General features: G+C 70.4%; 19 protein-coding genes and 2 riboswitches. Of the genes, 15 read left to right on the top strand and 4 right to left on the bottom strand.

Annotation, left to right across the window (positions count from 1 at the left end):
* Positions 1-3: 3 nt before the first annotated feature.
* Positions 4-112, bottom strand: a riboswitch (glycine riboswitch).
* A gap of 3 nt (positions 113-115) precedes the next feature.
* Positions 116-218, bottom strand: a riboswitch (glycine riboswitch).
* A gap of 155 nt (positions 219-373) precedes the next feature.
* The 3 genes from MKK69_RS14560 (at position 374) to MKK69_RS14550 (ending at position 1,857) form a co-directional block, all read left to right on the top strand.
* Positions 374-709: a hypothetical protein gene (locus MKK69_RS14560; protein WP_243968804.1), complete on the top strand. Its 336-nt coding sequence runs from the start codon at positions 374-376 to the stop codon at positions 707-709.
* A 195-nt stretch (positions 710-904) separates the two neighbouring features.
* Positions 905-1,150: a hypothetical protein gene (locus MKK69_RS14555; protein WP_243968801.1), complete on the top strand. Its 246-nt coding sequence runs from the start codon at positions 905-907 to the stop codon at positions 1,148-1,150.
* Between the two features lie 101 nt (positions 1,151-1,251).
* The gene (locus tag MKK69_RS14550) at positions 1,252-1,857 is read left to right on the top strand and encodes a glutathione S-transferase (RefSeq protein ID WP_243968799.1); all 606 of its coding nucleotides are present in this window, start codon (positions 1,252-1,254) and stop codon (positions 1,855-1,857) included.
* Between the two features lie 81 nt (positions 1,858-1,938).
* Here the strand turns inward: MKK69_RS14550 and MKK69_RS14545 are convergent, their stop codons facing one another.
* Both MKK69_RS14545 and MKK69_RS14540 read right to left on the bottom strand, forming a co-directional pair.
* Positions 1,939-2,406, bottom strand: coding sequence for a DoxX family membrane protein (locus MKK69_RS14545; protein WP_313900856.1), 468 nt, complete (start codon positions 2,404-2,406; stop codon positions 1,939-1,941).
* A 215-nt stretch (positions 2,407-2,621) separates the two neighbouring features.
* Entirely contained in the window at positions 2,622-4,673 is a 2,052-nt protein-coding gene (locus MKK69_RS14540; protein ID WP_243968795.1) for a methyl-accepting chemotaxis protein, read from the bottom strand.
* A 436-nt stretch (positions 4,674-5,109) separates the two neighbouring features.
* On the opposite strand from MKK69_RS14540, the gene MKK69_RS14535 reads away from it, so the two are divergent.
* Positions 5,110-5,538, top strand: coding sequence for a cupin domain-containing protein (locus MKK69_RS14535; protein ID WP_243968793.1), 429 nt, complete (start codon positions 5,110-5,112; stop codon positions 5,536-5,538).
* A 3-nt stretch (positions 5,539-5,541) separates the two neighbouring features.
* Here MKK69_RS14535 and MKK69_RS14530 read toward each other — a convergent pair whose 3' ends face one another.
* Positions 5,542-6,717 carry an MFS transporter gene (locus tag MKK69_RS14530; protein ID WP_243968866.1) on the bottom strand — a complete coding sequence of 392 codons (1,176 nt, stop codon included), beginning with the start codon at positions 6,715-6,717 and terminating at the stop codon, positions 5,542-5,544.
* A 429-nt stretch (positions 6,718-7,146) separates the two neighbouring features.
* Here MKK69_RS14530 and uvrA point away from each other — a divergent pair, with 429 nt between their 5' ends.
* From uvrA to MKK69_RS14480, 10 genes are all read left to right on the top strand, one after another.
* Positions 7,147-10,296, top strand: coding sequence for an excinuclease ABC subunit UvrA (uvrA, locus tag MKK69_RS14525; RefSeq protein ID WP_243968791.1), 3,150 nt, complete (start codon positions 7,147-7,149; stop codon positions 10,294-10,296).
* A 558-nt stretch (positions 10,297-10,854) separates the two neighbouring features.
* Positions 10,855-11,844 carry a transporter gene (locus MKK69_RS14520; protein ID WP_243968789.1) on the top strand — a complete coding sequence of 330 codons (990 nt, stop codon included), beginning with the start codon at positions 10,855-10,857 and terminating at the stop codon, positions 11,842-11,844.
* Positions 11,845-12,074: 230 nt separating this feature from the next.
* Entirely contained in the window at positions 12,075-13,049 is a 975-nt protein-coding gene (locus MKK69_RS14515; protein WP_243968786.1) for a S1C family serine protease, read from the top strand.
* A gap of 182 nt (positions 13,050-13,231) precedes the next feature.
* On the top strand, positions 13,232-13,498 hold the full coding sequence (locus tag MKK69_RS14510) for a GCG_CRPN prefix-to-repeats domain-containing protein (RefSeq protein ID WP_243968785.1): 267 nt from the start codon (positions 13,232-13,234) through the stop codon (positions 13,496-13,498).
* 323 nt (positions 13,499-13,821) lie between these two features.
* Positions 13,822-13,968 (top strand): DUF1127 domain-containing protein, encoded by a 147-nt coding sequence (locus MKK69_RS14505; RefSeq protein WP_243968864.1) that lies wholly within the window; start codon positions 13,822-13,824, stop codon positions 13,966-13,968.
* 192 nt (positions 13,969-14,160) lie between these two features.
* On the top strand, positions 14,161-15,585 hold the full coding sequence (gene trmFO, locus MKK69_RS14500; protein ID WP_243968783.1) for a methylenetetrahydrofolate--tRNA-(uracil(54)-C(5))-methyltransferase (FADH(2)-oxidizing) TrmFO: 1,425 nt from the start codon (positions 14,161-14,163) through the stop codon (positions 15,583-15,585).
* A gap of 199 nt (positions 15,586-15,784) precedes the next feature.
* Positions 15,785-16,987, top strand: a complete 1,203-nt coding sequence (locus MKK69_RS14495; protein ID WP_243968781.1) for a Zn-dependent hydrolase — start codon at positions 15,785-15,787, stop codon at positions 16,985-16,987.
* 804 nt (positions 16,988-17,791) lie between these two features.
* Positions 17,792-18,610 (top strand): glycosyltransferase family A protein, encoded by an 819-nt coding sequence (locus MKK69_RS14490; RefSeq protein ID WP_243968780.1) that lies wholly within the window; start codon positions 17,792-17,794, stop codon positions 18,608-18,610.
* Between the two features lie 79 nt (positions 18,611-18,689).
* The gene (locus MKK69_RS31205) at positions 18,690-19,952 is read left to right on the top strand and encodes a glycosyltransferase family 4 protein (protein ID WP_243968778.1); all 1,263 of its coding nucleotides are present in this window, start codon (positions 18,690-18,692) and stop codon (positions 19,950-19,952) included.
* Positions 19,953-20,157: 205 nt separating this feature from the next.
* The gene (locus MKK69_RS14480) at positions 20,158-20,298 is read left to right on the top strand and encodes a hypothetical protein (protein WP_243968777.1); all 141 of its coding nucleotides are present in this window, start codon (positions 20,158-20,160) and stop codon (positions 20,296-20,298) included.
* 3 nt (positions 20,299-20,301) lie between these two features.
* Here MKK69_RS14480 and MKK69_RS31000 read toward each other — a convergent pair whose 3' ends face one another.
* Positions 20,302-21,021 carry a CatB-related O-acetyltransferase gene (locus tag MKK69_RS31000; RefSeq protein ID WP_279598382.1) on the bottom strand — a complete coding sequence of 240 codons (720 nt, stop codon included), beginning with the start codon at positions 21,019-21,021 and terminating at the stop codon, positions 20,302-20,304.
* A gap of 423 nt (positions 21,022-21,444) precedes the next feature.
* On the opposite strand from MKK69_RS31000, the gene MKK69_RS14470 reads away from it, so the two are divergent.
* The gene (locus MKK69_RS14470) at positions 21,445-22,071 is read left to right on the top strand and encodes a PadR family transcriptional regulator (RefSeq protein ID WP_243968775.1); all 627 of its coding nucleotides are present in this window, start codon (positions 21,445-21,447) and stop codon (positions 22,069-22,071) included.
* Positions 22,072-22,085 lie beyond the last annotated feature (14 nt).

Below are 22,085 nucleotides of genomic sequence, written 5' to 3'. Positions count from 1 at the left end.
CCCATCTGTCCCGATGCCTGAGAGCTTGATCCGCGCGGCCCTGGCAAGGCTCCACGCGAACGTCCCCTTCGGCGGGTGCCCACGGGTATCCCCGCTGCACCGCTCTCCAGATCGCCCTGACGACACGGTTCCGGTGCCTGAGAGTTTCCGGGGCGGTTGCTCCGTCGGCGCCGGGTCCCCCTCTGTGGGGCGATCCCGGTCTCTCCCGCATCGTCGCGATGGGCTGATCCCTCGATACGCCGATTCGGCCGCGCGGGAGAAGCCCGGATTCCCCGCATCCTGCCCGTTCGGCGGACAGCGGGTGCGTGCTGTCACCGGCCGGGAGCGATCCCGGCCGCCGGCCGTTGACGGAGGATCCCTCAGGAGACGCCCGATGCTCACCAGAACCGCGATCTACGAGGGCACGGTGCGCGACGGCCAGGACGAGGCGTTCTTCCGCCGGGTGCGGGAGGAGCTGGAGCCGTTCTGGCGGCGCTTCCCGGGGGTGACCGCGGTGCGGGTCCAGCGTCTCGTCTCCAAGGATCCCGACGCGCGGCCGATCGCCATGATCCTGGAGATGGATTTTTTGGACCAAGCGGCCCTCGACGCCTGCCTGGCCTCTTCGATCCGCCCGGAATCCCACGCCGCCACCGAGGCGGTGATGCAGATGTTCGACGGCCGGTTCTACCACCTCGTCAGCGAAGGCCGGACCCTGCCGCCGGCCGATTAGCGCATCGTTCCGGACATCCAGGCCCGGATCGGCCGCTATCCGTGGCGATGTGTTACCGATCATAAACCTATCAATACGAAAATACCGGTCGAAGTGACAAATCTCTGCGAGATCCAAACGACTGGCAATCGATTTTAAGTCCCTCGGCACAGGATCCCTCAAGACGAAATCCCACCGGTCTCAGGCGGCGGCGCGATGGCGAAGTGGATACCGGGCGCGGCCATCTTCGGCCTGCTGTGCCTGATGGTCATCCCGGCTCCCGGGATCTGGGGCGTGCTGATCGGCGCCGCCTGCGTGCTGGCGATCGTCGGCAGCCTGTGCATGCTGCTCCTGGACCGGACCGCGACCGCCATCCTCGCGTGGCGCAGCCGGGCCCGGCAGACGCGCGGGAACCGGGCCCGGGCGGTGCGGGCCGGCTTCGGGATGACCCGGAAGGTCTGACGGTCCGGCGGGGACTGGATTCGCCGTCCCATCGGTGCGAGGTCCCGGCGGCGGCGCGCCCAGGGTGCCGCGACGACGCCACGACCAACCGGGACGGTCCGATGAAGCTCCTCTACTCCCCCGCCTCCCCCTATGCCCGCAAGGTGCTGGTCCTCGCCCACGAGACCGGGCTGATCGACCGGATCGAAGTCACGGCCGCCACGGCGTCCCCGACCGGCTCCGCCGCGGAGGTCGCCGCCCACAACCCGCTCGGCAAGATCCCCGCGCTGGTGCTGGAGGACGGGACCGCCCTCTACGACAGCCGGGTGATCTGCGAGTACCTCGACGGCCTCTCGGCCGGTCCGCGCCTGTTCCCCGAGGGTGCGGCGCGCTGGGACGCCCTGGTCCGGCAGGCGCTCGCCGACGGCCTGCTCGATGCGGCGCTGCTGACCCGCTACGAGCGGGTGCTGCGCCCGGAGGCGCAGCGCTGGGAGTCCTGGGAGGCCGGCCAGACCGGCAAGATCGCGGCGGCGCTCGACCGGTTCGAGGCCCTGGTCGCCGGCATGCCGACCCTCGACATCGGCACGGTCGCGATGGCCTGCGCGCTCGGCTACCTCGACCTGCGCTTCCCCGACCTCGCCTGGCGCGCGGGGCGCCCGGCCACCGCCGCCTGGTACGCGGCGTTCGAGGGCCGGCCCTCGATGACCGCCACGATCCCGAAGGGGTGAGGCGCCGGCAGAGGACTCCGCAGGGCCTGCGCCCTGCACCCGCAGGAGGTCCCCCGGATCGCTCGAAGCCAGGATCGGCCCCTACGGCCGGTCCTGGACCGCGTAGGGGTGGGACGAGGCGAGCGGGTCGGCGAAGAAGTCCTGGACCGTCCCGGCGCCGGTGCCGAAGGTGATGAGCAGGAAGCCGCCCGCCAGCGCCACGTTCTTCAGGAAATCCCAGAACAGCCCCCGGCCCGTGCCGCCGGACCAGAAGTCGCCCGGCACCCAGAACTGCTTCCAGAGCAGCGCCGTGACCCCGCAATAGCCGGCCAGCACGAAGGCGGCGGCCCGGTCGGCGGTGCCGGTCAGGATGCCCAGCGACATCCCGATCTCGACGCAGAGCCCGGCCAGGATCAGCGCCGTGGCGGGCGCGGTGGCGTGCACCGCCTCGCGCGCCTGCCCGACCGCCCCCCTGAAGTTCAGAATCTTGTCGAGGGCGCTGAACGGCAGGAACAGCAGCACGAGGAGCAGGCGAACGCCGAATGCGATCGCGACGCTGAGGCTGGCCATGGGCGTGACACGCTTCCCGATCCGGCCGTGCGGCCCGTTGCTCATCTAGCGTGCGTTCCGCCGAAGGGGATGCCGGTTCGGCGCAAGAAAGCACGTTCCGACACGGAGCCGGAGCCGTTCCCCGTCGCAACGCGGCCGGGGGCGGCTCTGCGCAGCGTCCCGAAAGGTGACCCCCCGCGATGATCCGCGCGCCACCGAAGCGGGCACCGGTCCGGTCAGGCCGCCCGCACCCGGGTCAGGAAGCCGCCCACGGCCTCGCGTAGGGCGCCCGCCTGCCGGGAGAGGTCGCCCGCCGCCTGCAGCACCTGGGCCGAGCCCTGGCTCGCGGTGTTCGCCGCCGTGCCCACCCCCGCCATGTGGCCCGAGACTTCGCGGGTGTCCTGCGAGGTCTGCGCGGTGGTCCGGGCGATCTCGGCGGTGGCCGCGCCCTGCTGCTCCACCATGGCGGCGATCTCGGCGCCGATCCGGGCGAGGGTGCGGATCACCTCGGTGATGCCGCCGATGGACCGGACCGAGGCCTCCGTGGAGTCGGTGATCTCCGCGACCTTGGCGGTGATCTCCCCGGTGGCCCTGCCGGTCTGCTCGGCGAGGTGCTTCACCTCGGCGGCGACCACCGCGAAGCCGCGGCCGGCCTCCCCGGCGCGGGCCGCCTCGATGGTGGCGTTGAGCGCCAGCAGGTTGGTCTGCCCGGCGATCTGCGAGATCATCGCGACGATCTCCCCGATGCTGCCGGCCGCCGCGGCAAGGCGCCGGACCTCCCCGGCCATGCCGTCCGCGTCCCGGGTCGCGGAGGCCGCGAGATCGGCCGAGGCCCCGACCTGCACGCCGATCTCCCGCACCGAGGCGGTGAGTTCCTCGGTGGCCGCCGCGACCGTATCGGCGGAGTGCGCGGCCGAATCCGCCGTCCCGGCCACCGCCCGGCTGAGGTCGGTGGTGTCCTGGGCGGCCCGGGCCATGCCGTGCGCGGAGGCCTCCAGCTGGGCGGCGGCGGCCGAGACCCCCTCGACGATGCCGCCGACCTGGCGCTCGAAGCTGTCGGCGAGGCCGAGCGCGGCCTGGCGCCGGGCGGCGTCGGTCTCGGAGGCGCGCCGCTCCTGCGCGGCCCGGGCCGCGCGGCGCTCGGCGACGCTGTCGCGGAACGTCAGAGCGGCCGCGGCGATCGCCCGGACCTCCTGGGGGCCGCCCGTGGGGATGTCCAGATCGGCGTCCATCCCCTCCTCCCGGCCGATCGCCGCCAGCACCCGGGCCATCCGGGCGAGCGGCCGGGCGATGGCCGTGCCGAGCCAGACCGCGAGGCCGGCCGAGAGGGCGAACAGGGCGAGGCCCCCGGCGGCCCAGAGGGTCAGCATCCGGTCGGCCCCGGCGCGCACGGCGCCGGCGGCGGCCACCAGATCGGCGGTCAGCCGGTCCTCCACGCCCTTCAGGGCATCGATGCGCTGCGTGGCGAGGCGGAACCAGGCGGGGGCGTCGCGGAAGGCGAGGGCCGCGCCCGGCATCGTCTCCTGGGCGGCCTGGCGCAGGCGCGCGACCTCCCGGGCCGGCTCCGTCGCCTCGGCGGCGTCGAGCAGGGCCGCCTGCCCGGCCCCGGCCCCGGCCCGGAACAGGCCCGCATAGGTCGCCTGCTCGGCCGAGAGGGTGACGAGCCGGCGGGCGGCCGCGAGGTCGAGGCTCCCGGACGCGAAGGCCGCCGAGGCGGCCGCCCGCTCCTGGCCGGCGGCCTCCTTCAGGGCCAGGAAGGCCGCGTAGGCGTTCGCCCGGGCGGCGAGGCCGGCCTCGTCGATCACCCCGCCCATCTCGCGCACGAGCCCCAGCCCCTCGCCGATCAGGCCGGTATAGAACGCCGCCGCCTGGGGCACGCCCGGCGTCAGGGCGTCCACCGCCCGGCGCTGCGCCGGGAGCCCGGCGAGCACCCGCGTGAAACCCGACCCGCGCGCCGCGAAGGCCGGGCCGAAGCCCGTCGCCGCCGCCATGGCCTCGGGCAGGCCGGCGAGCGCCGCATCGGTGCGCCCGCGCTGGGCCGCGAGTTCGGGCCCGAACTGCGCCCCCTTCGCGCCCAGGAACAGGCTGGAGGCACCGCGCTCGCGCTGGGCCTCGTGCACGAAGGCGCTGATCCGGGAGGCGAGGCCGACGAGGGTCTCCACCCGGTCCATCTCGGCGCGCCGCGCCCACTGGTCCGACACCGCCAGGCCCGCCGCCGCCGCGAAGGCCAGGGTCGGAGCGAGCGCCACCACCAGGATGCGGGCGCGGAGGGAGGAGAGGACGGGCATTGCGGCGGTCTCGGGTCTTGGCGGCTTCAGAACGCCCGATGTCGCCGCATTTGGTAAAGGTCCGGTTTACCAAGGCGATCGGCGATCTCTGTAGGTCTACATTCGGGCGGCGTTCTGATCAGCATCGGTGACTTCGATAGACGGATAGATAAAGATGTTTGCATTGAATATAGCTGTGCTGAAGGTGAGAAAAGCTTGTCGGCGGTGTATTAAACCGCTGGTTGTGATGTGGCGTAGATTTTCCGCGTGGCCAGACCGTCCGCCGCCATCTCGCGCAGCGGCGTCGTGATCCTGTTCGACCGGGCGCGCATGCCGGGTTGACCCGGGCCGCCTGCGCGCCATCCTGGGTGAGCATCACGGGCGGATCGACGCCGCGACCCTCCAGCGCGCCGAGGGCGCGATCGTGTCCCGGGCTTTGTGGCGTGAGGGGAACGCGATGGCCGAGGCGGATCCGGAGACCGGCATCTTCGACCTGGCGGCGCTGGCGGCGGCTTTGCCGGACAGCGCGGCGACGCTCCTGGTCGACACCTACCTGACCGACCGGGCGGCGGCGAGCGCCCGGGTGTTCCGGATCTACCGGCCGACCCCGCCGCATTACCATGCCACCTGCGACGAGTACCTCTACTGTCTCTCGGGCCGGGGCCGGGTCTGGCTGGGCGACCCGGCCGCCGTGACGGCGTTCGGCCCCGGCCAGCTGCTGTTCTTCGAAAAGGGCACGGTCCACGCGATGCCGGAGCTCGACCCCGGGGAACCGGTGGTGTTCCTGTCGATCGACACCCCCCGGCGGGCGCCCACCGACATCGTGTTCGTGAACCCGGAGGACGGCAGCCCCGCGACCTTCATGGCGCGCAACGCCGGGGCTTGAGCCTCAGACCCGCAGGGACCTCCCGGCCGCCGCCACGCCCAGGAGCAGGGCCGCCACGATCAGGAACGCCGCGGGCAGGCCGAGCGCCTGCGCCACGAAGCCGATCAGGGCCGGGCCCGCCAGCACCCCGGCATAGCCGAGCGTCGTCACCGCCGGCACCGCCACGCGCGCGGGCATCGCGGTCTGGCGGCCGGCCGCCGTGAACAGGACCGGGACGATGTTGGCGCAGCCCGCCCCGACCAGGGCGTAGCCGGCGAGCGCCGCCTCCCAGGCCGGGACCAGGACCGAGAGCGCGAGGCCGGCCGCCGCCAGGAGCCCGCCGAGCACGACCACCCGCCGCCGGCCGAGCCGGGCCACGATCCGGTCGCCCGCGAGCCGCCCGGCCGTCATGGTCACCGAGAAGGCCGCGTAGCCGAGCGCCGCCCAGGCGGGGTCGAGCCCGCGCTGCTGGATCAGGAATACGGCGCTCCAGTCGAGGGCCGAGCCCTCGGTGAGGAACACCACGAAGCAGAGCAGGCCGAGCACCAGCACCGGGCCGCGGGGCAGCGCGAAGGCGGGTCCGCCGCCGCCTGCTCCGTCCGCCGGCAGGATGCCGGGCCAGGAGGCCGCGAACAGGGAAGCGAGGCCGGCGACCAGGAGCAGCACGCTCCGATCCGCGCCGATCCCGGCAGCCAGCAGGCCGCTGGCGATGAGCGCCCCCAGGATGCAGCCGAGGCTGTAGAGGCCGTGGAAGCCCGACATCATCGGCCGGCCTCCGGCGCGCTCCACCGCCACCGCCTGCAGGTTCATGACGCAATCCACCGTCCCCATCCCGGCCCCGAACAGCAGCAGCGCCCCGGTGAGCGGCACGAGCCCCGAGGCCGTGGCCAGCACCGGCAGGGCGAGGCCGAGGGCCAGCGTCCCGGCGAGCAGGACCGGCCGGAAGCCGAGCCGCGAAGCCGCCGCCCCGGCGCTCGGCATCGCCAGGATCGAGCCGATGCCGAAGGTGAGGAGCAGCAGGCCGAGCCCCGCCGCGTCGAGGCCGGCGCGGGCCTTCACCAGCGGCACCAGGGGCGCCCAGGTGGCATTGGCGATGCCGACGATCAGGAACAGCAGCCGGGTGGACAGGCGCTGCCGGCCGGCGGCCCGGTCCTCGGCTCCGCCGCGGGCGGCCGGGGCGGTCAGGTCGAGCGTCGGCATCGGCACCAGCGGTCAGGAGGGTCTGGGGGCGGAACGGAAAAGCGCGCGCCGAAATCAGTCCGACGCGACGTGGGGCCTTGGCTGCTGCTGCGCAACATGGCGGATGGGTTGGGCCATACCGCTTTGGTTGCGCTCTCCGTCATCACGCGCGCAGCGCAGTGACCCCGGGCAGCGCGACACCGGGAAGCGTAGCGCCGACTGGATTGCTTCGCTTCGCTCGCAACGACGGTTGCCTTTCACCGCGTGGTTGCCGACGTACGCGTTTCGTTCTAGCAAGGGCGGCATATGACGGGCCTGCGTCCCGCCGGCCCCCACCTTGCCGTCGGCCCCCTCGGGCTCGACATGTGTCGGAGCGGCGGCTGGCCCGCGCGCGAATCCGATCCGGAATCCGATCCGACTGCGTCGACGCCTCGAAAGACCGCTGCCCTCATGGCCAAAGCCCAAGCTGGAAGTCGTGCCGCAAGCCGCGCCGGTGCTGCTCCGAAAGCCGCCGCCCCGGCACCTTCCAAGACGGCTCCAAAGGCGCCCTCCAAGACCCCTGTCGCCAAGACCCCCGTCGCTGCCAAGACCCCTGAGCGCAAGGCACCCCAGCCCAAGCCCGACCGCGCCGGATCCGAAAAGAGGCGCCCGGCCCGGCCCGGCGCGGCCGCGGAGGCCGCCACCGACGCCAAGCTGGAGGCCCTGTTCGACGCCGCGCCGACGCCCGACCTGGACCGGCGGGTCATCGCGGTCCGGGGCGCCCGGGAGCACAATCTCAAGAACGTCGACCTGACGATCCCCCGGGACAAGCTCGTGGTCTTCACCGGGCTCTCGGGCTCGGGCAAGTCGTCGCTCGCCTTCGACACGATCTACGCCGAGGGGCAGCGCCGCTACGTCGAGTCGCTCTCGGCCTATGCCCGCCAGTTCCTAGAGATGATGTCCAAGCCCGATGTCGACCAGATCGACGGGCTCTCGCCGGCGATCTCCATCGAGCAGAAGACGACCTCCAAGAACCCCCGCTCCACCGTGGGCACGGTCACCGAGATCTACGACTACATGCGCCTGCTCTGGGCGCGGGTCGGCATCCCCTATTCGCCCGCCACCGGCCTGCCGATCGAGAGCCAGACCGTCCAGCAGATGGTCGACCGGGTGCTGGAGCTGCCGGAGAAGACCCGGCTCTACCTGCTCGCCCCGGTGGTCCGCGGGCGGAAGGGCGAATACCGCAAGGAAATCGCCGAGTACCAAAAGAAAGGCTTTCAGCGGCTGCGCATCAACGGCGAATATTACGCGATCGACGACGTGCCGAAGCTCGACAAGAAGTTCAAGCACGACATCGACGTGGTGGTCGACCGGATCGTGGTCCGGGCCGACATCGCCGCGCGGCTGGCCGATTCCTTCGAGACGGCGCTGGAACTCGCCGACGGGATCGCCGAGATCGTGTTCGCCGACGTCCCGGAGGGCGAGACGCCCCGGACCATCACCTTCTCGTCGCGCTTCGCCTGCCCGGTCTCGGGCTTCACCATCGCGGAGATCGAGCCGCGGCTGTTCTCGTTCAACAACCCGTTCGGCGCCTGCCCGACCTGCAGCGGCATCGGCCACGAGATGCGGATCGACCCCGAGCTGGTGATCTCCGATCCGGCCCTGAGCCTGAAGCGCGGCGCGGTCGGCCCCTGGGCGAAGTCGACCTCGCCCTATTACGGCCAGACCCTCGACGCGCTGGCCGAGCATTACGGCTTCAAGACGAGCGTGCCCTGGCAGGGCCTGCCGGAGGCGGCCCGCGCCATCGTGCTGTACGGATCGGGCAGCCAGGCGGTCCGCTTCGCCTACGACGACGGGTTGCGCAAATACACGGTCAACAAGCCGTTCGAGGGCGTGATCCCGAACCTGGAGCGCCGCTACAAGGAGAGCGATTCCGACGCGGTGCGCGAGGAGATCGGGCGCTTCATGAGCGAGACGCCCTGCGCGGCCTGCGGCGGCAAGCGCCTCAAGCCCGAGGCCCTCGCCGTGAAGATCGCCATGGCCGACATCGCCGACGCGACCGCGCTCTCGGTCTCCGAGGCGCACCGCTGGTTCTCGGACTTGCCGGACAAACTCACGCCGAAGCAGAACGAGATCGCGGTCCGGATCCTGAAGGAAATCCGCGACCGCCTGAGTTTTCTGGTGGATGTCGGCCTCGAATACCTGACGCTCGCCCGGGGCTCCGGCTCGCTCTCCGGCGGCGAGAGCCAGCGGATCCGCCTCGCCTCGCAGATCGGCTCCGGGCTCACCGGGGTGCTCTACGTGCTGGACGAGCCCTCGATCGGCCTGCACCAGCGCGACAACGAGCGCCTGCTCGGCACGCTCAAGCGCCTGCGCGACCTCGGCAATTCGGTGATCGTCGTCGAGCACGACGAGGACGCGATCCTGCAGGCCGATTACGTGGTCGATGTCGGTCCGGGCGCCGGCATCCACGGCGGCGAGATCATCGCGCAGGGGACGCCCGCCGAGGTGCTGGCCAACCCGGCCTCGCTCACCGCCCAATACCTCACGGGCAAGATGTCCGTGCGCACGCCGACCGCGCGTCGCAAGGGCCGGAAGGGCAAGCTCGGGCTGTTCGGCGCACGGGGCAACAACCTCAAGGACGTGGATGTCGAGATCCCGCTCGGCACCTTCACCTGCATCACCGGCGTCTCGGGGGGCGGGAAGTCGACCCTGGTGATCGACACCCTGTACAAGGCCGTCGCAAAAAAACTGAACGGTGCCCTGGAGCACCCGGCCCCCTACGGCCGGCTGGAGGGGCTGGAGCACCTCGACAAGGTCATCGACATCGACCAGTCGCCGATCGGGCGCACGCCGCGCTCGAACCCCGCCACCTATATCGGCGCGTTCACGCCGATCCGCGACTGGTTCGCGGGCCTGCCGGAGGCCAAGGCGCGGGGCTACCAGCCCGGCCGCTTCTCGTTCAACGTCAAGGGCGGGCGCTGCGAGGCCTGCTCGGGCGACGGCGTGATCAAGATCGAGATGCACTTCCTGCCCGACGTCTACGTCACCTGCGACGTCTGCAAGGGCAAGCGCTACGACCGCGAGACCCTGGAGGTGAAGTACCGGGCCAAGTCGATCGCCGACGTGCTCGATTCCACCGTCGAGGAGGCGGCCGAACTGTTCAAGGCGGTGCCGGCGATCCGCGAGAAGCTCGAGACCCTCAAGCGCGTCGGCCTGCATTACGTCCATGTCGGCCAGCAGGCCACCACCCTGTCGGGGGGCGAGGCCCAGCGGGTGAAGCTGTCCAAGGAGCTGTCGAAGCGCGCCACCGGCCGCACCCTCTACATCCTCGACGAGCCGACCACCGGCCTGCACTTCCACGACGTCGCCAAGCTGATGGAGGTGCTCCACGAACTCGTGGACCAGGGCAACACGGTGGTGGTGATCGAGCACAACCTCGAAGTGATCAAGACCGCCGATTGGGTGATCGACATGGGTCCCGAGGGCGGCAACGGCGGCGGCCGGGTGGTGGCCCAGGGCACCCCGGAGGAGATCGCCCGCTCGACGGCGAGCCATACCGGCCGGTTCCTGCGCGCGGTGCTGGAGCGGCGTCCCGCCCGCCGCAGCGCCGCCGAGTAGCCCGCCGCGTCACCCGCCCGGTCGCCTACGACGCGCGAATCCGGTGGCGCAGGGTGCTCCGACCCGGCAGGTTCTGCCGGGTGGCAGCCGGATCCGGTCCGCATCCGGGGTGATTCGAGCCGTCCTGCCGCCGCCCGGACCCGGCGCCGACGCGTCCGGACGCGGATTTCGGCCGCCTCCGGGCCCGCAGGGTCGGCGCGCCCCATGCCCGATCGCCCCCCTCGGGCTTGCCGGTTTCTCCCGCGAACCGCGGCGCCAACAGCTTGACCATTCAACGATATTCTTCCGGATGGGACGCTCCGCGCCGGTCCTGTGGACAGTGTTGCATCGCCGCAAAAATGCGGCTTTTGCGCAACGGTTCGGCCGGTTGTGCCGTTTCAGCGAGCATTCCACTGTCTTTCCGCAGGTCTCTGTAGAATAGTTGCAGACGTTGAGACGGGCAGGCTCCGTGGGGGCGCTCGGCAGGTCCGAAGCCGGCAGCCGCGATGGGCGAGCAGACCGGCATGGAAATGCCGAATGCGGGACGGATGCCTTGGGACCTTGGGAAGGAATGAGAAAATGATGAAACACTGGCTCGCGGCCGGCGCGGTCGCGCTCACGGTCGGCATGACGTCGACGATCGCGCAGGCGCAGACCACGACCGTGCCGGGCGAGCAGGTCGGCCTCGCCGTCGGCGCGCCCCTGCCGGAAGGCATCTACGCGATCAACACGTTCACCTACCGCCGCACCGACGGCCGGAACGACGCCGACACGGCCGTCAACATCCCGGTCCTGGTCTGGTCGACCCCGCTGGTGCCGCTCGGCGGCCGGGTCGAGCTGCTCGTCGCCCCCCCGACCGTGTTCGCCTTCACCCGCAACCCGGCGGGCCAGGCCAACAAGGACATCTCGATCAACGTCGGCACCTTCGTCGGCGGCATCTGGGCGTTCGACCTCGGCAGCAACTTCGGCGTCAGCTTGCTCGGCGGCGTGTACCTGAACGACCTCGACGGCGACCGCGGGTCGATCAATGGCCGCGTCGTCAACGGCGTTGTCACCGGCACGCCTGTGCTGCCGCAGCTCTCCTCGAACACCTACCGCTTCGGCGTGGCCGGCAGCTACACCGGCGACGGCTGGAACATCACCGGCAACCTGACCGCCAATATCTACGACTCCCCCGGCCGCTTCCCGGGCCAGGTCGGCGCCGCGATCGGCCCGCTGCGCCTGTCGGACGCCCTGAACTTCGACATCACCGCGACGAAGAAGTTCGGCAACTTCGAGATCGGTCCGGTCGCCTACGGCACCTACAACTTCGACATCAGCCAGTACAGCGCGGCGGCCGGTAACCGCGGCCGCTTCGCCATCGGCGGGCTGGTCGGCTACGACTTCAAGATCTTCACCGTCCAGGCCTACGTCGCCCGCGACGTGGTGACCGGCGCGAGCTACACCAACGCGTTCGGCCGCACCCGCAGCGACTACTCCACCGACGGCTGGATCCGGTTCATCGTCCCGCTGTACTCGCCGGTCGCCGCCGCGTCGCCGATCCCGGCGCCGCTGGTCCGCAAGTACTGAGACGCGCCCCCCGGTCCCCCGCCCCGCGGCGGGTGACCGGGGGCTTCGACAGACCGTCCCTCCGGACGGTGGACCGCCCGGCCCCGGCCGGGCGGTCTCGTCGTTTGGCCGGTGCGGCGAATGGCGTGCGGGTGGCCTCGCATGGGTGTCGCCGGCGGCGCGGGCATCCTATCTTGTGCGCTTTCGTGCGCCCGGTTCCCGCCAGGGCGCGGACGAGCCGAAGGACTCTCATGGCGACGCAGGGTGAGTGGAAGATCCCCGCGCAGGCCCAGCCCAGGCCGGCGGATTACGGCTACGACCTCGACCGGGCGCTCTCGGCGGTGCTGGCCCTGTCGGCGCGGGTGCCGGACGGCGCCTTCACGGCCGAGACGCTGGGCACCGAGCGCGCCGGCAACGGCGTGGTGATCCGCGAGGACGGCCTCGTGCTCACCATCGGCTACCTCGTCACGGAGGCCGAGACCGTCTGGCTGACCACCCGGGACGGCCGCTCGGTGCCCGGCCACGTCCTGGGCTTCGACGCCGCCACCGGCTTCGGCCTCGTCCAGGCGCTGGGGGACCTCGGCGTGCCGGCCCTGCAGCTCGGCCGTTCGGCCGGGCTCAAGACCGGCGACCGGGCGGTGCTGGCGGGGGCGGGCGGGCGCCAGCGCTGCGTCGCCGTCGAGGTGGTCGCCCGCCAGGAATTCGCCGGCTACTGGGAATACGTCCTGGACGAGGCCCTGTTCACCGCCCCCGCGCACCCGCATTGGGGCGGCACCGCCCTGATCGGCCCCCAGGGCGAATTGCTCGGCATCGGCTCGCTGCAATTGCAGCAGGGCGGCTCCGGCAGCGCGCGCCCGATCAACATGGTGGTGCCCATCGACCTGCTGCCGCCGATCCTCGATGACCTCGCCACGCGTGGGCGGGTGAACCGGCCGCCGCGCCCGTGGCTCGGCCTCTACGCCACCGAGAGCGAGGAGGGCATCGTGGTGATGGGGCTGGCCGATGGCGGCCCGGCCGAGACCGGCGGCCTCCAGCCCGGCGACGTGATCGAGGCGGTGGCCGGCGAGCCCGTGGCGGATCTCGCCGCCCTGTTCCGCAGCGTCTGGGCGCTCGGCGCGGCGGGGGTGCGAGTGCCGCTCAACGTCCGCCGCGAGGGGCGCGGGGTGAAGCTCGCCCTGGTCTCCGCCGATCGGGAGCGGTTCCTGCGCACGCCCTCGCTGCACTGACGGTCCGGACACCCCTGCGGCGTGCGCGGCCTTGCCTGCACGGACTTGCCCGTGCGGACTTGCCCGTGCCGCCGCGAGCCTGTCCCCGGCACAACCTGTGGCTCAGCGTCGGTTCAGGCGGCCGCGCCGAATCTCCCGCGACCGGCCGTCGATCCGCCGGATGTGAACGAGGAGATCCCGTCATGACGATTCCGGGCGCATCGCGCGTGAAGGCGCTCATCCTGGTGGCCGCGGTCACCGGCGGCCTCGGGCTCGCCGGCTCCGCTCAGGCGGCCGGCGGCTGTGGCCCCGGCTTCCACCCCAATCCCTGGGGTCTCTGCCGCCCGAACTGGGGCCCCCGGCCCTACGGCTCCTGGCGCCGTCCGGTCTATTACGGCGGCTACGGCTACGGCCGGCCGCGGCCCGTCTACCGGCCCTACGGCTTCTACGGGCCGCGCCCGTTCTATTGATACCGGACCTCACGGATCCCGACCCGCGGTCGGGATCCGTGAGACCTGGGGGAGCGGGCACGCCCCTCGCTCCCGGTCATCGGGGCGCTCCGCGGCCGGCGCCACGCGCCAGAGGCCGGTGTCCCGGACCGACATGCGCCTAAAGAATGACCATTCGTAAACCTTGCCGATTTCTTAATCCGGTCATGCAATCATCGCAGGTCTGATGCTTGAGCTTGGGACTCCTGCTGCGCTGCAGCGGGTTTATATGTGCGTTGCACCAACAAGAGGCAGCGATGCGCAAGGAAGCGTCATCGTCTGCCCGAGCAGAGGTCACAGCACATATGTCCGCCGCCCGTAGCGTCCTGAGCCGCGTACGCGCCTATCTCCGGTACCGCGACACCGTTTCCCAGCTGTCGCGCCTGTCGGATCGCGATCTTGCCGATCTCGGCATCAACCGCAGCGAGATCCACGGCATCGCCCGCGCCTGATCGCAGCGTCCGCACGCCGATCGAAGGACCGCCGTCCGCTGATCCGGACGACGGTCCTTCGCGTATCGGGACCGCAGCCGGCCGGGCGCCCCGCACCGAAAGCGGCCGAAGCCGTCGGGATACGGCCGGGCCCCGCGCCCTTTTCACCGCCGGACCGGTGACCCTGCCGGCGAATGGTGCTTAATCGCGGGCATGACACAGACCATCCACATCGTCGGCGGCGGCCTCGCCGGGTCCGAGGCCGCCTGGCAGGTGGCCGAGGCCGGCCACCGCGCCGTCATCCACGAGATGCGCCCGGTGCGCGGCACCGAGGCCCACCGGACGGACGGGCTCGCCGAGCTCGTCTGCTCGAACTCCTTCCGGTCGGACGATCCCGAGGCCAACGCCGTCGGGCTGCTGCACCAGGAGATGCGCAGTCTCGGCTCGCTGATCATGCGGGCCGCCGACGCCAACCAGGTGCCGGCGGGCGGGGCGCTCGCGGTCGACCGTGAGGGCTTCTCCGCCGCGGTGACCCGGGCCCTGGAGCAGCACCCCAACGTCACCCTCGTGCGCGGCGAGGTCGAGGGCCTGCCGCCGGAGGATTGGGGGCCCTGCATCGTCGCCACCGGCCCGCTCACCGCCTCGGGCCTGGCCGAGGGCATCCGCGGGCTCACCGGCGCCGAGTCCCTCGCCTTCTTCGACGCCATCGCGCCGATCGTCCACCGCGACTCCATCGACATGGAGGTGGCGTGGTTCCAGTCCCGCTACGACAAGCCCGGCCCCGGCGGCACGGGGGCCGACTATCTCAACTGCCCGATGACCCGCGCACAGTACGACGGGTTCGTTGCCGCCCTCGTGGAGGGCGAAAAAATCGAGTTCCAGCAGTGGGAGGGCACGCCCTATTTCGACGGCTGTCTGCCGATCGAGGTGATGGCCGAGCGCGGCGCCGAGACCCTGCGGCACGGCCCGATGAAGCCCGTGGGGCTGACCAACCCGCGCGACCCGCTGGTCAAGGCCTGCGCGATCGTCCAGCTGCGCCAGGACAACGCGCTGGGCACCCTCTACAACATGGTCGGCTTCCAGACGAAGCTGACCTATGCCGAGCAGGTGCGGATCTTCCGCACCATCCCCGGCCTGGAGCGGGCCGAGTTCGCCCGGCTGGGCGGCCTGCACCGCAACACCTACCTCGACAGCCCGCGCCTGCTCGACGCCACCCTCCGGCTGAAGGCCCAGCCGTCCTTACGCTTCGCCGGCCAGATCACCGGCTGCGAGGGCTATGTCGAGAGCGCTGCGGTCGGGCTGATGGCCGGCCGCTTCGCGGTGGCGGAGGCCGCTGGCCACCCCCTCGCGCCGCTGCCCCAGACGACGGCGCTGGGGGCGCTGATCGCCCACATCACCGGCGGCCATGTCGCGGCGGATGGCGAGGCCAATGCCCCGCGCTCGTTCCAGCCGATGAACGTCAATTTCGGCCTGTTCCCGCCCCTGGCGCAGGCGCCCCGCAACGAGACCGGCCGGCGCCTGCGCGGGCCCGAGAAGGCGGTGCTGAAGAAGCGCGCCCTGACCGACCGGGCCCGGGCCGACCTCGGGGCCTGGATGGCGGGGGCGCAACCCGCGGACTGGAGACAGGCGGCGGAATAGCGCCGCGTCCCGGTTTCAAAAGGTCCGGGACCTTTTGCGGGTGCAGGGCAGCGCCCTGCTGTCGGGCTCCGCCCGATCGCGGGGCTCCGCCCGATTGCGGGGCTCCGCCCCACGACACCGCCAAAGGGCTGGAGCCCTTTGGAAACCCCGTACGCGCATGGGCCTTGCACGGTCCGGGTGTTCAGCACCCGGGCCGCCCATGACTGCGATCGACACCCAAGCCTTCCTGGCCGACCTCTACGAACTGCGCGCGATCGGCCGGTTCCGCACCGGCGTCCACCGCCCGACCTTCTCGGCCGCCGATATGGAATCCCGCCGCTGGCTGATGGCCAGGCTAGAGGCCTGCGGGCTGGAGGCATCCATCGACGGGATCGGCAACGTGCTGGGGCGCCATCGCGGCCCCGGCCCGCATCTCCTGGTCGGTAGCCACATCGAGACTCAGAACGAGGCCGGCTGGCTCGACGGGGCGCTCGGCGTCGTGGCCGGGGTGGCGTTGGCCCGGGCCGGGCTGGCGGTGGACGTCGTCGCCTTCGCCGACGAGGAGGGCCACTTCTCCGGCGGCTTCCTGGGCAGCCGCTCGGCGATCGGCGACCTGACCGAGGCCGAGATCGATGAAGCCCGCAACCGCACCGACGGCACCCCCTTGCGCGCGGCGCTCGCGACCGCCGGCCTCGCCGGCCTGCCCCGGATGCGGCTCGACCCGGACCGCTACCGCGGCTTCCTGGAGATGCATATCGAGCAGGGCACGCAGCTCGAATCCGCCGGCCTGCATCTCGGCGTGGTGAGCGGCATCGTGGCGATCTGGCAGTTCCGGATCGTGTTCGAAGGCAACCAGGACCACGCCGGCGGCACCACCATGGCCGAGCGCCGGGACGCGGGTCTCTCGGCGGTCCGGCTCCTGGCGGCGATCGACCGGGCATTCCCGACGGTCTGCGGCCCGCGCAGCACCTGGACCACGGGGCGGATCACCCTGGATCCCGGCGGCTACAGCATCATCCCCGGCCGGGCCGAGGTGGCCTTCCAGTTCCGCGACGTGGCGATGCCCGTGCTGGAGCGGATGGAGGCCTGCCTGGAGGCGCTGGTGCGCGAATCGAACCGGCGCGAGCGCTGCCCCGCCACGCTGACGGCCCTGTCCAAGGCGATCCCCGCCCCCTGCGATCCGGCGCTGATGCGCGCGCTCTCGGAGGCCGCCGAGGCGGTCTGCCCCGGGGGCTGGCAGGTGATGCCCTCGGGCGCCGGCCACGACGCCCAGAACGTCGCCCGGATCCTCCCGGCCGCGATGCTGTTCGTGCCCTCGATCGGCGGCATCAGCCACCATTGGGCGGAGGACACCAGCGACGCCGACCTGGCGCTGGGGGTGCGGGCGCTCGGGGATGCGGCGGCGCGGGTGCTGGCGGGGTGAGGGTGTCATGGAGCGTAAGGCCGCAGGGCACCGTCAAAGGCCTTCGACGGCAAAGCCGTAAGTATTTATTTCGATCATATGGGAAATTTCGTAAATAATTCAAAATATCGAACTCTAAGGTATCGGTATTTACTGCGTCGATCGAGTCAATGAAAGCTGATCCGACGCAACGGCTATGTCCAGGCGGATCCCGCGAGGCCTTGCCTGAACGCCGGTGGGCATCCTGGGAGGGAGGACCCACAACGCAAAGCCGGTTTCGGGCCGCGTCGTCGGGCGAGCATTTCCCAACGTCCAAGGTCTCGGCAAACGCAGACATGCTGCTCTGCGAGCTATTTAATCAAATCCTTCAAAATGATATAAAATCATCCCAGCGACACGCACCGTTTGGAAAGCCCTTTTTGGCGCAGGGCGACTGACGCGCGACTTGACCCATGCCGGGTGAAATTTTTTGAACAACTATACGATGATATAAATTTCTTATCTGTAATAAAGATTAGAATATTTACTTCGAAATAACTAGAAAAAATCGCGAGACGGTCGATTTTATGACCATAGACGACGCTTGACGCGTCTCTGTGTGGCATATAACTCACAAACTATGCTTGATAGGCATGTCATTGTTTGGAGATGAGCGAATCAGATCGATATGAATGTCCACAATAACGAATGTTATGCAAATAAAAACCTCGGAACGGCAATGATATTAGAGGATATATTATTATATGGAATATATAATCAGCAGTCTTGCTGGGAATAAGTGTCTCAATATTGAAAGTTGATCGAGCGTCGGGGTCGGAGGGACAGGTGGCCGCCACTGCCTTATCGGTCGGGGTCATCATACCGTCGCGCCTGCAGCGGATTGAGCCCGAGTCGCGGACGAGCAAGTATTTCGTAGAGCGCGCGATCGCCAGCGCATTGGCGCAGTCCGTCGTCGTAGAGAACAACGTCAGGCTCAGTTTCATTGTGGGCATCGACACGGATGCGGATATCCCGCCGCATCTTGCGGAGCGGAGCGATATCGTCTGGGCGCGCAGCGACGGTCGTTCTCAGGCTGGAGCTCTGAATGCCGGTATCGATGCGGTCGGAAGTCAATTCGACTGCATCGCATTCCTGGAAGACGATGATCGCTGGAACCAGAACTATCTGAATCTGTGCTCGGCGGCGCTGAGAAGCTACGGCTTCGTCTCGACGACCCAGCTCGAAGTCGACGAGGGCGGCGAGATCGTCCGCATCAACGACTTCCCGACGCCGTCCGGCTGGATCATGCGGCGCGACACCCTCCGGCGCGTCGGCCGCTTCGATCCCGCGATGCGCTGGCATCTCGATAACGAATGGCTCGGCCGGCTCGGTGACAGCGGAATCCGGCGTTGCCACCTCATCGACGCCCTGGCGCCCGCGACCGTCGCGCTCGCGGAGCAGGTGCGGCCTTGGATCGCCAACGTCGCGCGACTCGGCGGGGCCAATTCGGAGCTGCAGCGCCATACCCTGCTGGCGCCCCTGGTCACGCGCTTGGTGCATTCCCGCTCGGGCATGGCTCGGATCGCCGCCGATCCGGCCCTCATTCAGGAGAGCCGGACGGAATACGCGACGCTCAACCGCCGGTACGGCCGCATCCCCTGGTGAGACAGCCCTGGGCAAGGATCCGGCGTGATGAGACGGAGGCCAGAGATGGTGGACGGGATTGTGGAAGGGGCTGCGTTCAGTGTCCGAACAGCTGCATGTTGCGATCGACGCGCGGGCAAACCTCGGGGCGGCCGGCGGCGTGGCCGAGGTCACGCGCGGACTGGTGACGCATCTTTATCATCTCCCGCCGGACGCGTTCAGATTTTCTCTGATCGTGGATTCCGCGGCGCGCGACGATCTGCGCGCCATCATGCCCGATCATTGCAAATTGCTGCCGCTGCAGGGGGAGGCCCTACCCGTGCGCGAGCGCGAATTGAGGCTGGCCGGCACGCAAGTGGCCAAGCGGATGTTCAATTTCCAAGATGCGAGTGCGACCCTTCAGGTTAATCTCTTAGACGCCACCGGACCCTTGCGGGCCGCGGGTGTGGCGGCGGTGCACGCCCCGACGCAATTCACGCTCGATTCCGATCTGCCGCTCCTCTACCATCCGCACGATCTCCAGCATCTCCATCTGCCGCAGTTCTTCTCCGACGATGATCTCCGGCATCGCGAGGTCATCTATCAGTACTTTTGCAGAGCAGCGACGATCGTTCCGGTGGCCTCGCGCTGGATCGCCGATGATGTCCATCGGCAGTACCGCGTACCGCTCGAAAAGATGCCCATCATTCCGTTCGCGCCGCCCGCCTCCGACCGCACGCCGCCGACACCCGCCGAGGTTCGGGCGATCTGTGAGCGTCTCCAGCTTCAGCCGGGCGGTTTCCTGCTCTATCCGGCAGCCGGCTGGGAGCACAAGAATCACATCCGCCTGGTGGAGGCCGCCGCCCTGTTGCGGGCCCAGGGTCTGACGGCGCCACTCATGGTCTTCACGGGTGCGTTCACGCCGTTCTCGCTGCGCATCCTGGAGCGGGCGGCCGAACTGAACGTGACCGATTGCATCCGGTGGGGCGGTTACATCGCCCATCGCGATCTGGTCCTGCTCTATCACTTGGCTCGGGGTGTCGTCGTGCCAACGAAGTTCGAGGCCACCAGCTGCCCGATCTACGAGGCGTTCGCGATCGGTTGCCCTGTCGCCTGCTCCACCGCGACGTCGCTTCCGGCACAGACGGCCGGGGGGGCGCTCCTGTTCGATCCCGACAACAGCGGCGAAATCGCCAGCGCTCTCTTCAAGCTGTGGTCGGATGCGCCGATGCGGGACCAACTCGCCGCCCGCGGGCGGGAGGTCGTCGCCCAGCACACCTGGGAATCAGTCGTGCGTCGGTTCGGCGTGCTCTACCGCAAGGCCGCCGGTCGGCCGTTGAGCGAGGCGGACGAGAGACTGCTCGCAACCGGTCCGTCCGTCTGATCGGGACCGCGCGTCCCGCCCTCCGAGGGCGCGTCGCCCCGGCCTTGCCGGGCGGCAGTCGCCGCTTGACGCGGCTTGCGGAGCCCCTCCCCTCGGAGGGCGCCTGCGATCCCGGCAGCGCCGCGAAGGCCGCTCCGATGCGGGCCCGCCGAGGCAACGCTCTGCCGTCTCGCCCGTTGCTCCGAAGCGACACCGGAGGGCGGCCATGCAGATCCGCAAGGAAGCGACCTACGACGGGGTGTGGACCGTGTTCGTCGGCGAGGGGCTCTGCTTCAGCGATCTGAGCGAGCCGGCCGCCGACGCGCTGGTGGCGGCATTCGTGCGGTTCGCCCTCTCCCGGCACTGAGCCTCACCCCCCCGGCACCAGCGACCGGAGCGGGATCACGTCCGGCCGGTATTCCTGCATGCCGCCGGCGATCCGCTCCTCCACGGCGTCGAGGAATCTTTCCGGGTCGGTGATCGAACACTGGCGCAGGTCCCAGAAGGCGTAGCGCCACCATTGCACCTTCAGGTAGCGCTCGATCAGTGTGTCGGGGAAGCGCATCTTCACCACCCGGGCCGGGCTCCCGGCCACGATCGCGTAGGGCGGCACGTCCTTGGTCACCACCGCCATGGCGCCGACGATCGCCCCGTCGCCGATGGTGATGTCGGGCATCAGGAAGGCGCCGTGGCCGATATAGACGTCGTTGCCGATGCGGACGCGCTTGGGCCAGAGATACGGGCCGCAGATCTCGTAATCCTCGGCCCGCGGATCGACGCGGTCGAACACCGCCGCGTGGTGCGTGTAGAACAGCGGCGAGGTCGAGCCGCAATGCACCGGGTGGCTGCCGCGGCCGACCTGCACGCTCTCGCCGATCGAGCAGTAGCGGGCGATGTCGGCGCCGAAATAATAGCCGCTCACCGCGTAGGAGAACGCCCCCATGGTGAGGCAGTAATCGACCCCCATCCACTTGAGGCTGCACGGCGGCTCGAAGGTGCAATCCTCCGGCAGGCCGAACGGGGCCGGATGCAGCACCGAGATGCCGCGCCGCAGCATCTCCTGTTTCATGTCCTCGTTGACGGAGATCATGCGGCGTCCTCGGCGATGGGGCGTTCGGTCCGGACCCGCGCCCTGTCGGCGCCGACCCCGAGGCGGCGCCGGATCTGCTGCGGGGCGGAGGTCCCGCGGCGCGTCTCGGGGCTCGGCGGAGGCGCCCTCACCGCCTGCCGCCACGGGGCGCGGTCACGGCAGCGGTCTCGGATCGGGTCATGGGCGGCTGTCGGGGGGGGGGCGTCGGGATGTGCGGGATGGCGGCGTCGGTGACCGGTCGCACTAACGGAACCGGCGAGGCCCGTAAACCGGGTCGCCCCCGGACGATCCTGGTCCCGACGCGGCGGCCCCGCAGATCCGAGCGCCGGGTCGCCCGCCCGAGCCGTTGCATGCGGCGGAATTTCGATATATCTAAAAAAACGTCATATCGAGAGTGAGTCGACATAGGGGCATCCCGATCCCATGGACACCTTCCGCAGCGATCCGTTCCACACCCATCCCTTCGACGCCTATCGCGTCCGGGCCCATCGCGGCCCGATGGGGGGCGATCCCCACGGGCGGCACGGTCCCCACGGGCCACACGGCCGCGGCGAGCGCCGGATGTTCGGCCGCGGCGGCCGCGGCGACCTCGCGCGCTTCTTCGCCCATGGCGACCTGAGGCTCGTGATCCTGCACCTGATCGCCGAGAAGCCGCGGCACGGCTACGAAATCATCAAGGCCATCGAGGAGCGGGTCGGCGGCGCCTACAGCCCGAGCCCCGGCACGGTCTATCCGACGCTCACGCTCCTGGAGGAACTCGGCCACGTCACGGTGACCCAAGGGGAGGGCACCAAGCGGCTGCACACGATCACTCCCGAGGGCCAGGCCGTCCTCGACGGCAACCGCCCGACCCTGGAGGCGATCCTCGCCCGGATGGCGCAGGCGGAGGCCGCCCGGGGCGACGGGCCGCCGCCCGCGCTGGTGCGCGCCAGGGAGGGGCTGACGCTCGCCCTGCAGATGCGCCTCGCCCGCGGGCCGCTCGACGCCGGGCAGGTTGCCGCCATCACGGCCGCCCTGGAGGCGGTGACCGCCGCGGTGGAGCGGGCGTGACCGGCCGCCATCGG

The sequence above is a fragment of the Methylobacterium sp. J-026 genome (assembly GCF_022829585.1).
Lineage (GTDB): Bacteria > Pseudomonadota > Alphaproteobacteria > Rhizobiales > Beijerinckiaceae > Methylobacterium.
The sequence above is the reverse complement of the archived record's forward strand: the minus strand, read 5'-3'. Positions and strand labels throughout refer to the sequence as shown.

Bases quoted from the DNA above. Each gene is read 5' to 3' on its own strand.
- MKK69_RS14560 (WP_243968804.1), top strand. From the start codon at position 374: ATGCTCACCAGAACCGCGATCTACGAGGGCACGGTGCGCGACGGCCAG.
- MKK69_RS14555 (WP_243968801.1), top strand. From the start codon at position 905: ATGGCGAAGTGGATACCGGGCGCGGCCATCTTCGGCCTGCTGTGCCTG.
- MKK69_RS14550 (WP_243968799.1), top strand. From the start codon at position 1,252: ATGAAGCTCCTCTACTCCCCCGCCTCCCCCTATGCCCGCAAGGTGCTG.
- MKK69_RS14545 (WP_313900856.1), bottom strand. From the start codon at position 2,406: ATGGCCAGCCTCAGCGTCGCGATCGCATTCGGCGTTCGCCTGCTCCTC.
- MKK69_RS14540 (WP_243968795.1), bottom strand. From the start codon at position 4,673: ATGCCCGTCCTCTCCTCCCTCCGCGCCCGCATCCTGGTGGTGGCGCTC.
- MKK69_RS14535 (WP_243968793.1), top strand. From the start codon at position 5,110: ATGGCCGAGGCGGATCCGGAGACCGGCATCTTCGACCTGGCGGCGCTG.
- MKK69_RS14530 (WP_243968866.1), bottom strand. From the start codon at position 6,717: ATGCCGACGCTCGACCTGACCGCCCCGGCCGCCCGCGGCGGAGCCGAG.
- uvrA (WP_243968791.1), top strand. From the start codon at position 7,147: ATGGCCAAAGCCCAAGCTGGAAGTCGTGCCGCAAGCCGCGCCGGTGCT.
- MKK69_RS14520 (WP_243968789.1), top strand. From the start codon at position 10,855: ATGATGAAACACTGGCTCGCGGCCGGCGCGGTCGCGCTCACGGTCGGC.
- MKK69_RS14515 (WP_243968786.1), top strand. From the start codon at position 12,075: ATGGCGACGCAGGGTGAGTGGAAGATCCCCGCGCAGGCCCAGCCCAGG.
- MKK69_RS14510 (WP_243968785.1), top strand. From the start codon at position 13,232: ATGACGATTCCGGGCGCATCGCGCGTGAAGGCGCTCATCCTGGTGGCC.
- MKK69_RS14505 (WP_243968864.1), top strand. From the start codon at position 13,822: ATGTCCGCCGCCCGTAGCGTCCTGAGCCGCGTACGCGCCTATCTCCGG.
- trmFO (WP_243968783.1), top strand. From the start codon at position 14,161: ATGACACAGACCATCCACATCGTCGGCGGCGGCCTCGCCGGGTCCGAG.
- MKK69_RS14495 (WP_243968781.1), top strand. From the start codon at position 15,785: ATGACTGCGATCGACACCCAAGCCTTCCTGGCCGACCTCTACGAACTG.
- MKK69_RS14480 (WP_243968777.1), top strand. From the start codon at position 20,158: ATGCAGATCCGCAAGGAAGCGACCTACGACGGGGTGTGGACCGTGTTC.
- MKK69_RS31000 (WP_279598382.1), bottom strand. From the start codon at position 21,021: ATGATCTCCGTCAACGAGGACATGAAACAGGAGATGCTGCGGCGCGGC.
- MKK69_RS14470 (WP_243968775.1), top strand. From the start codon at position 21,445: ATGGACACCTTCCGCAGCGATCCGTTCCACACCCATCCCTTCGACGCC.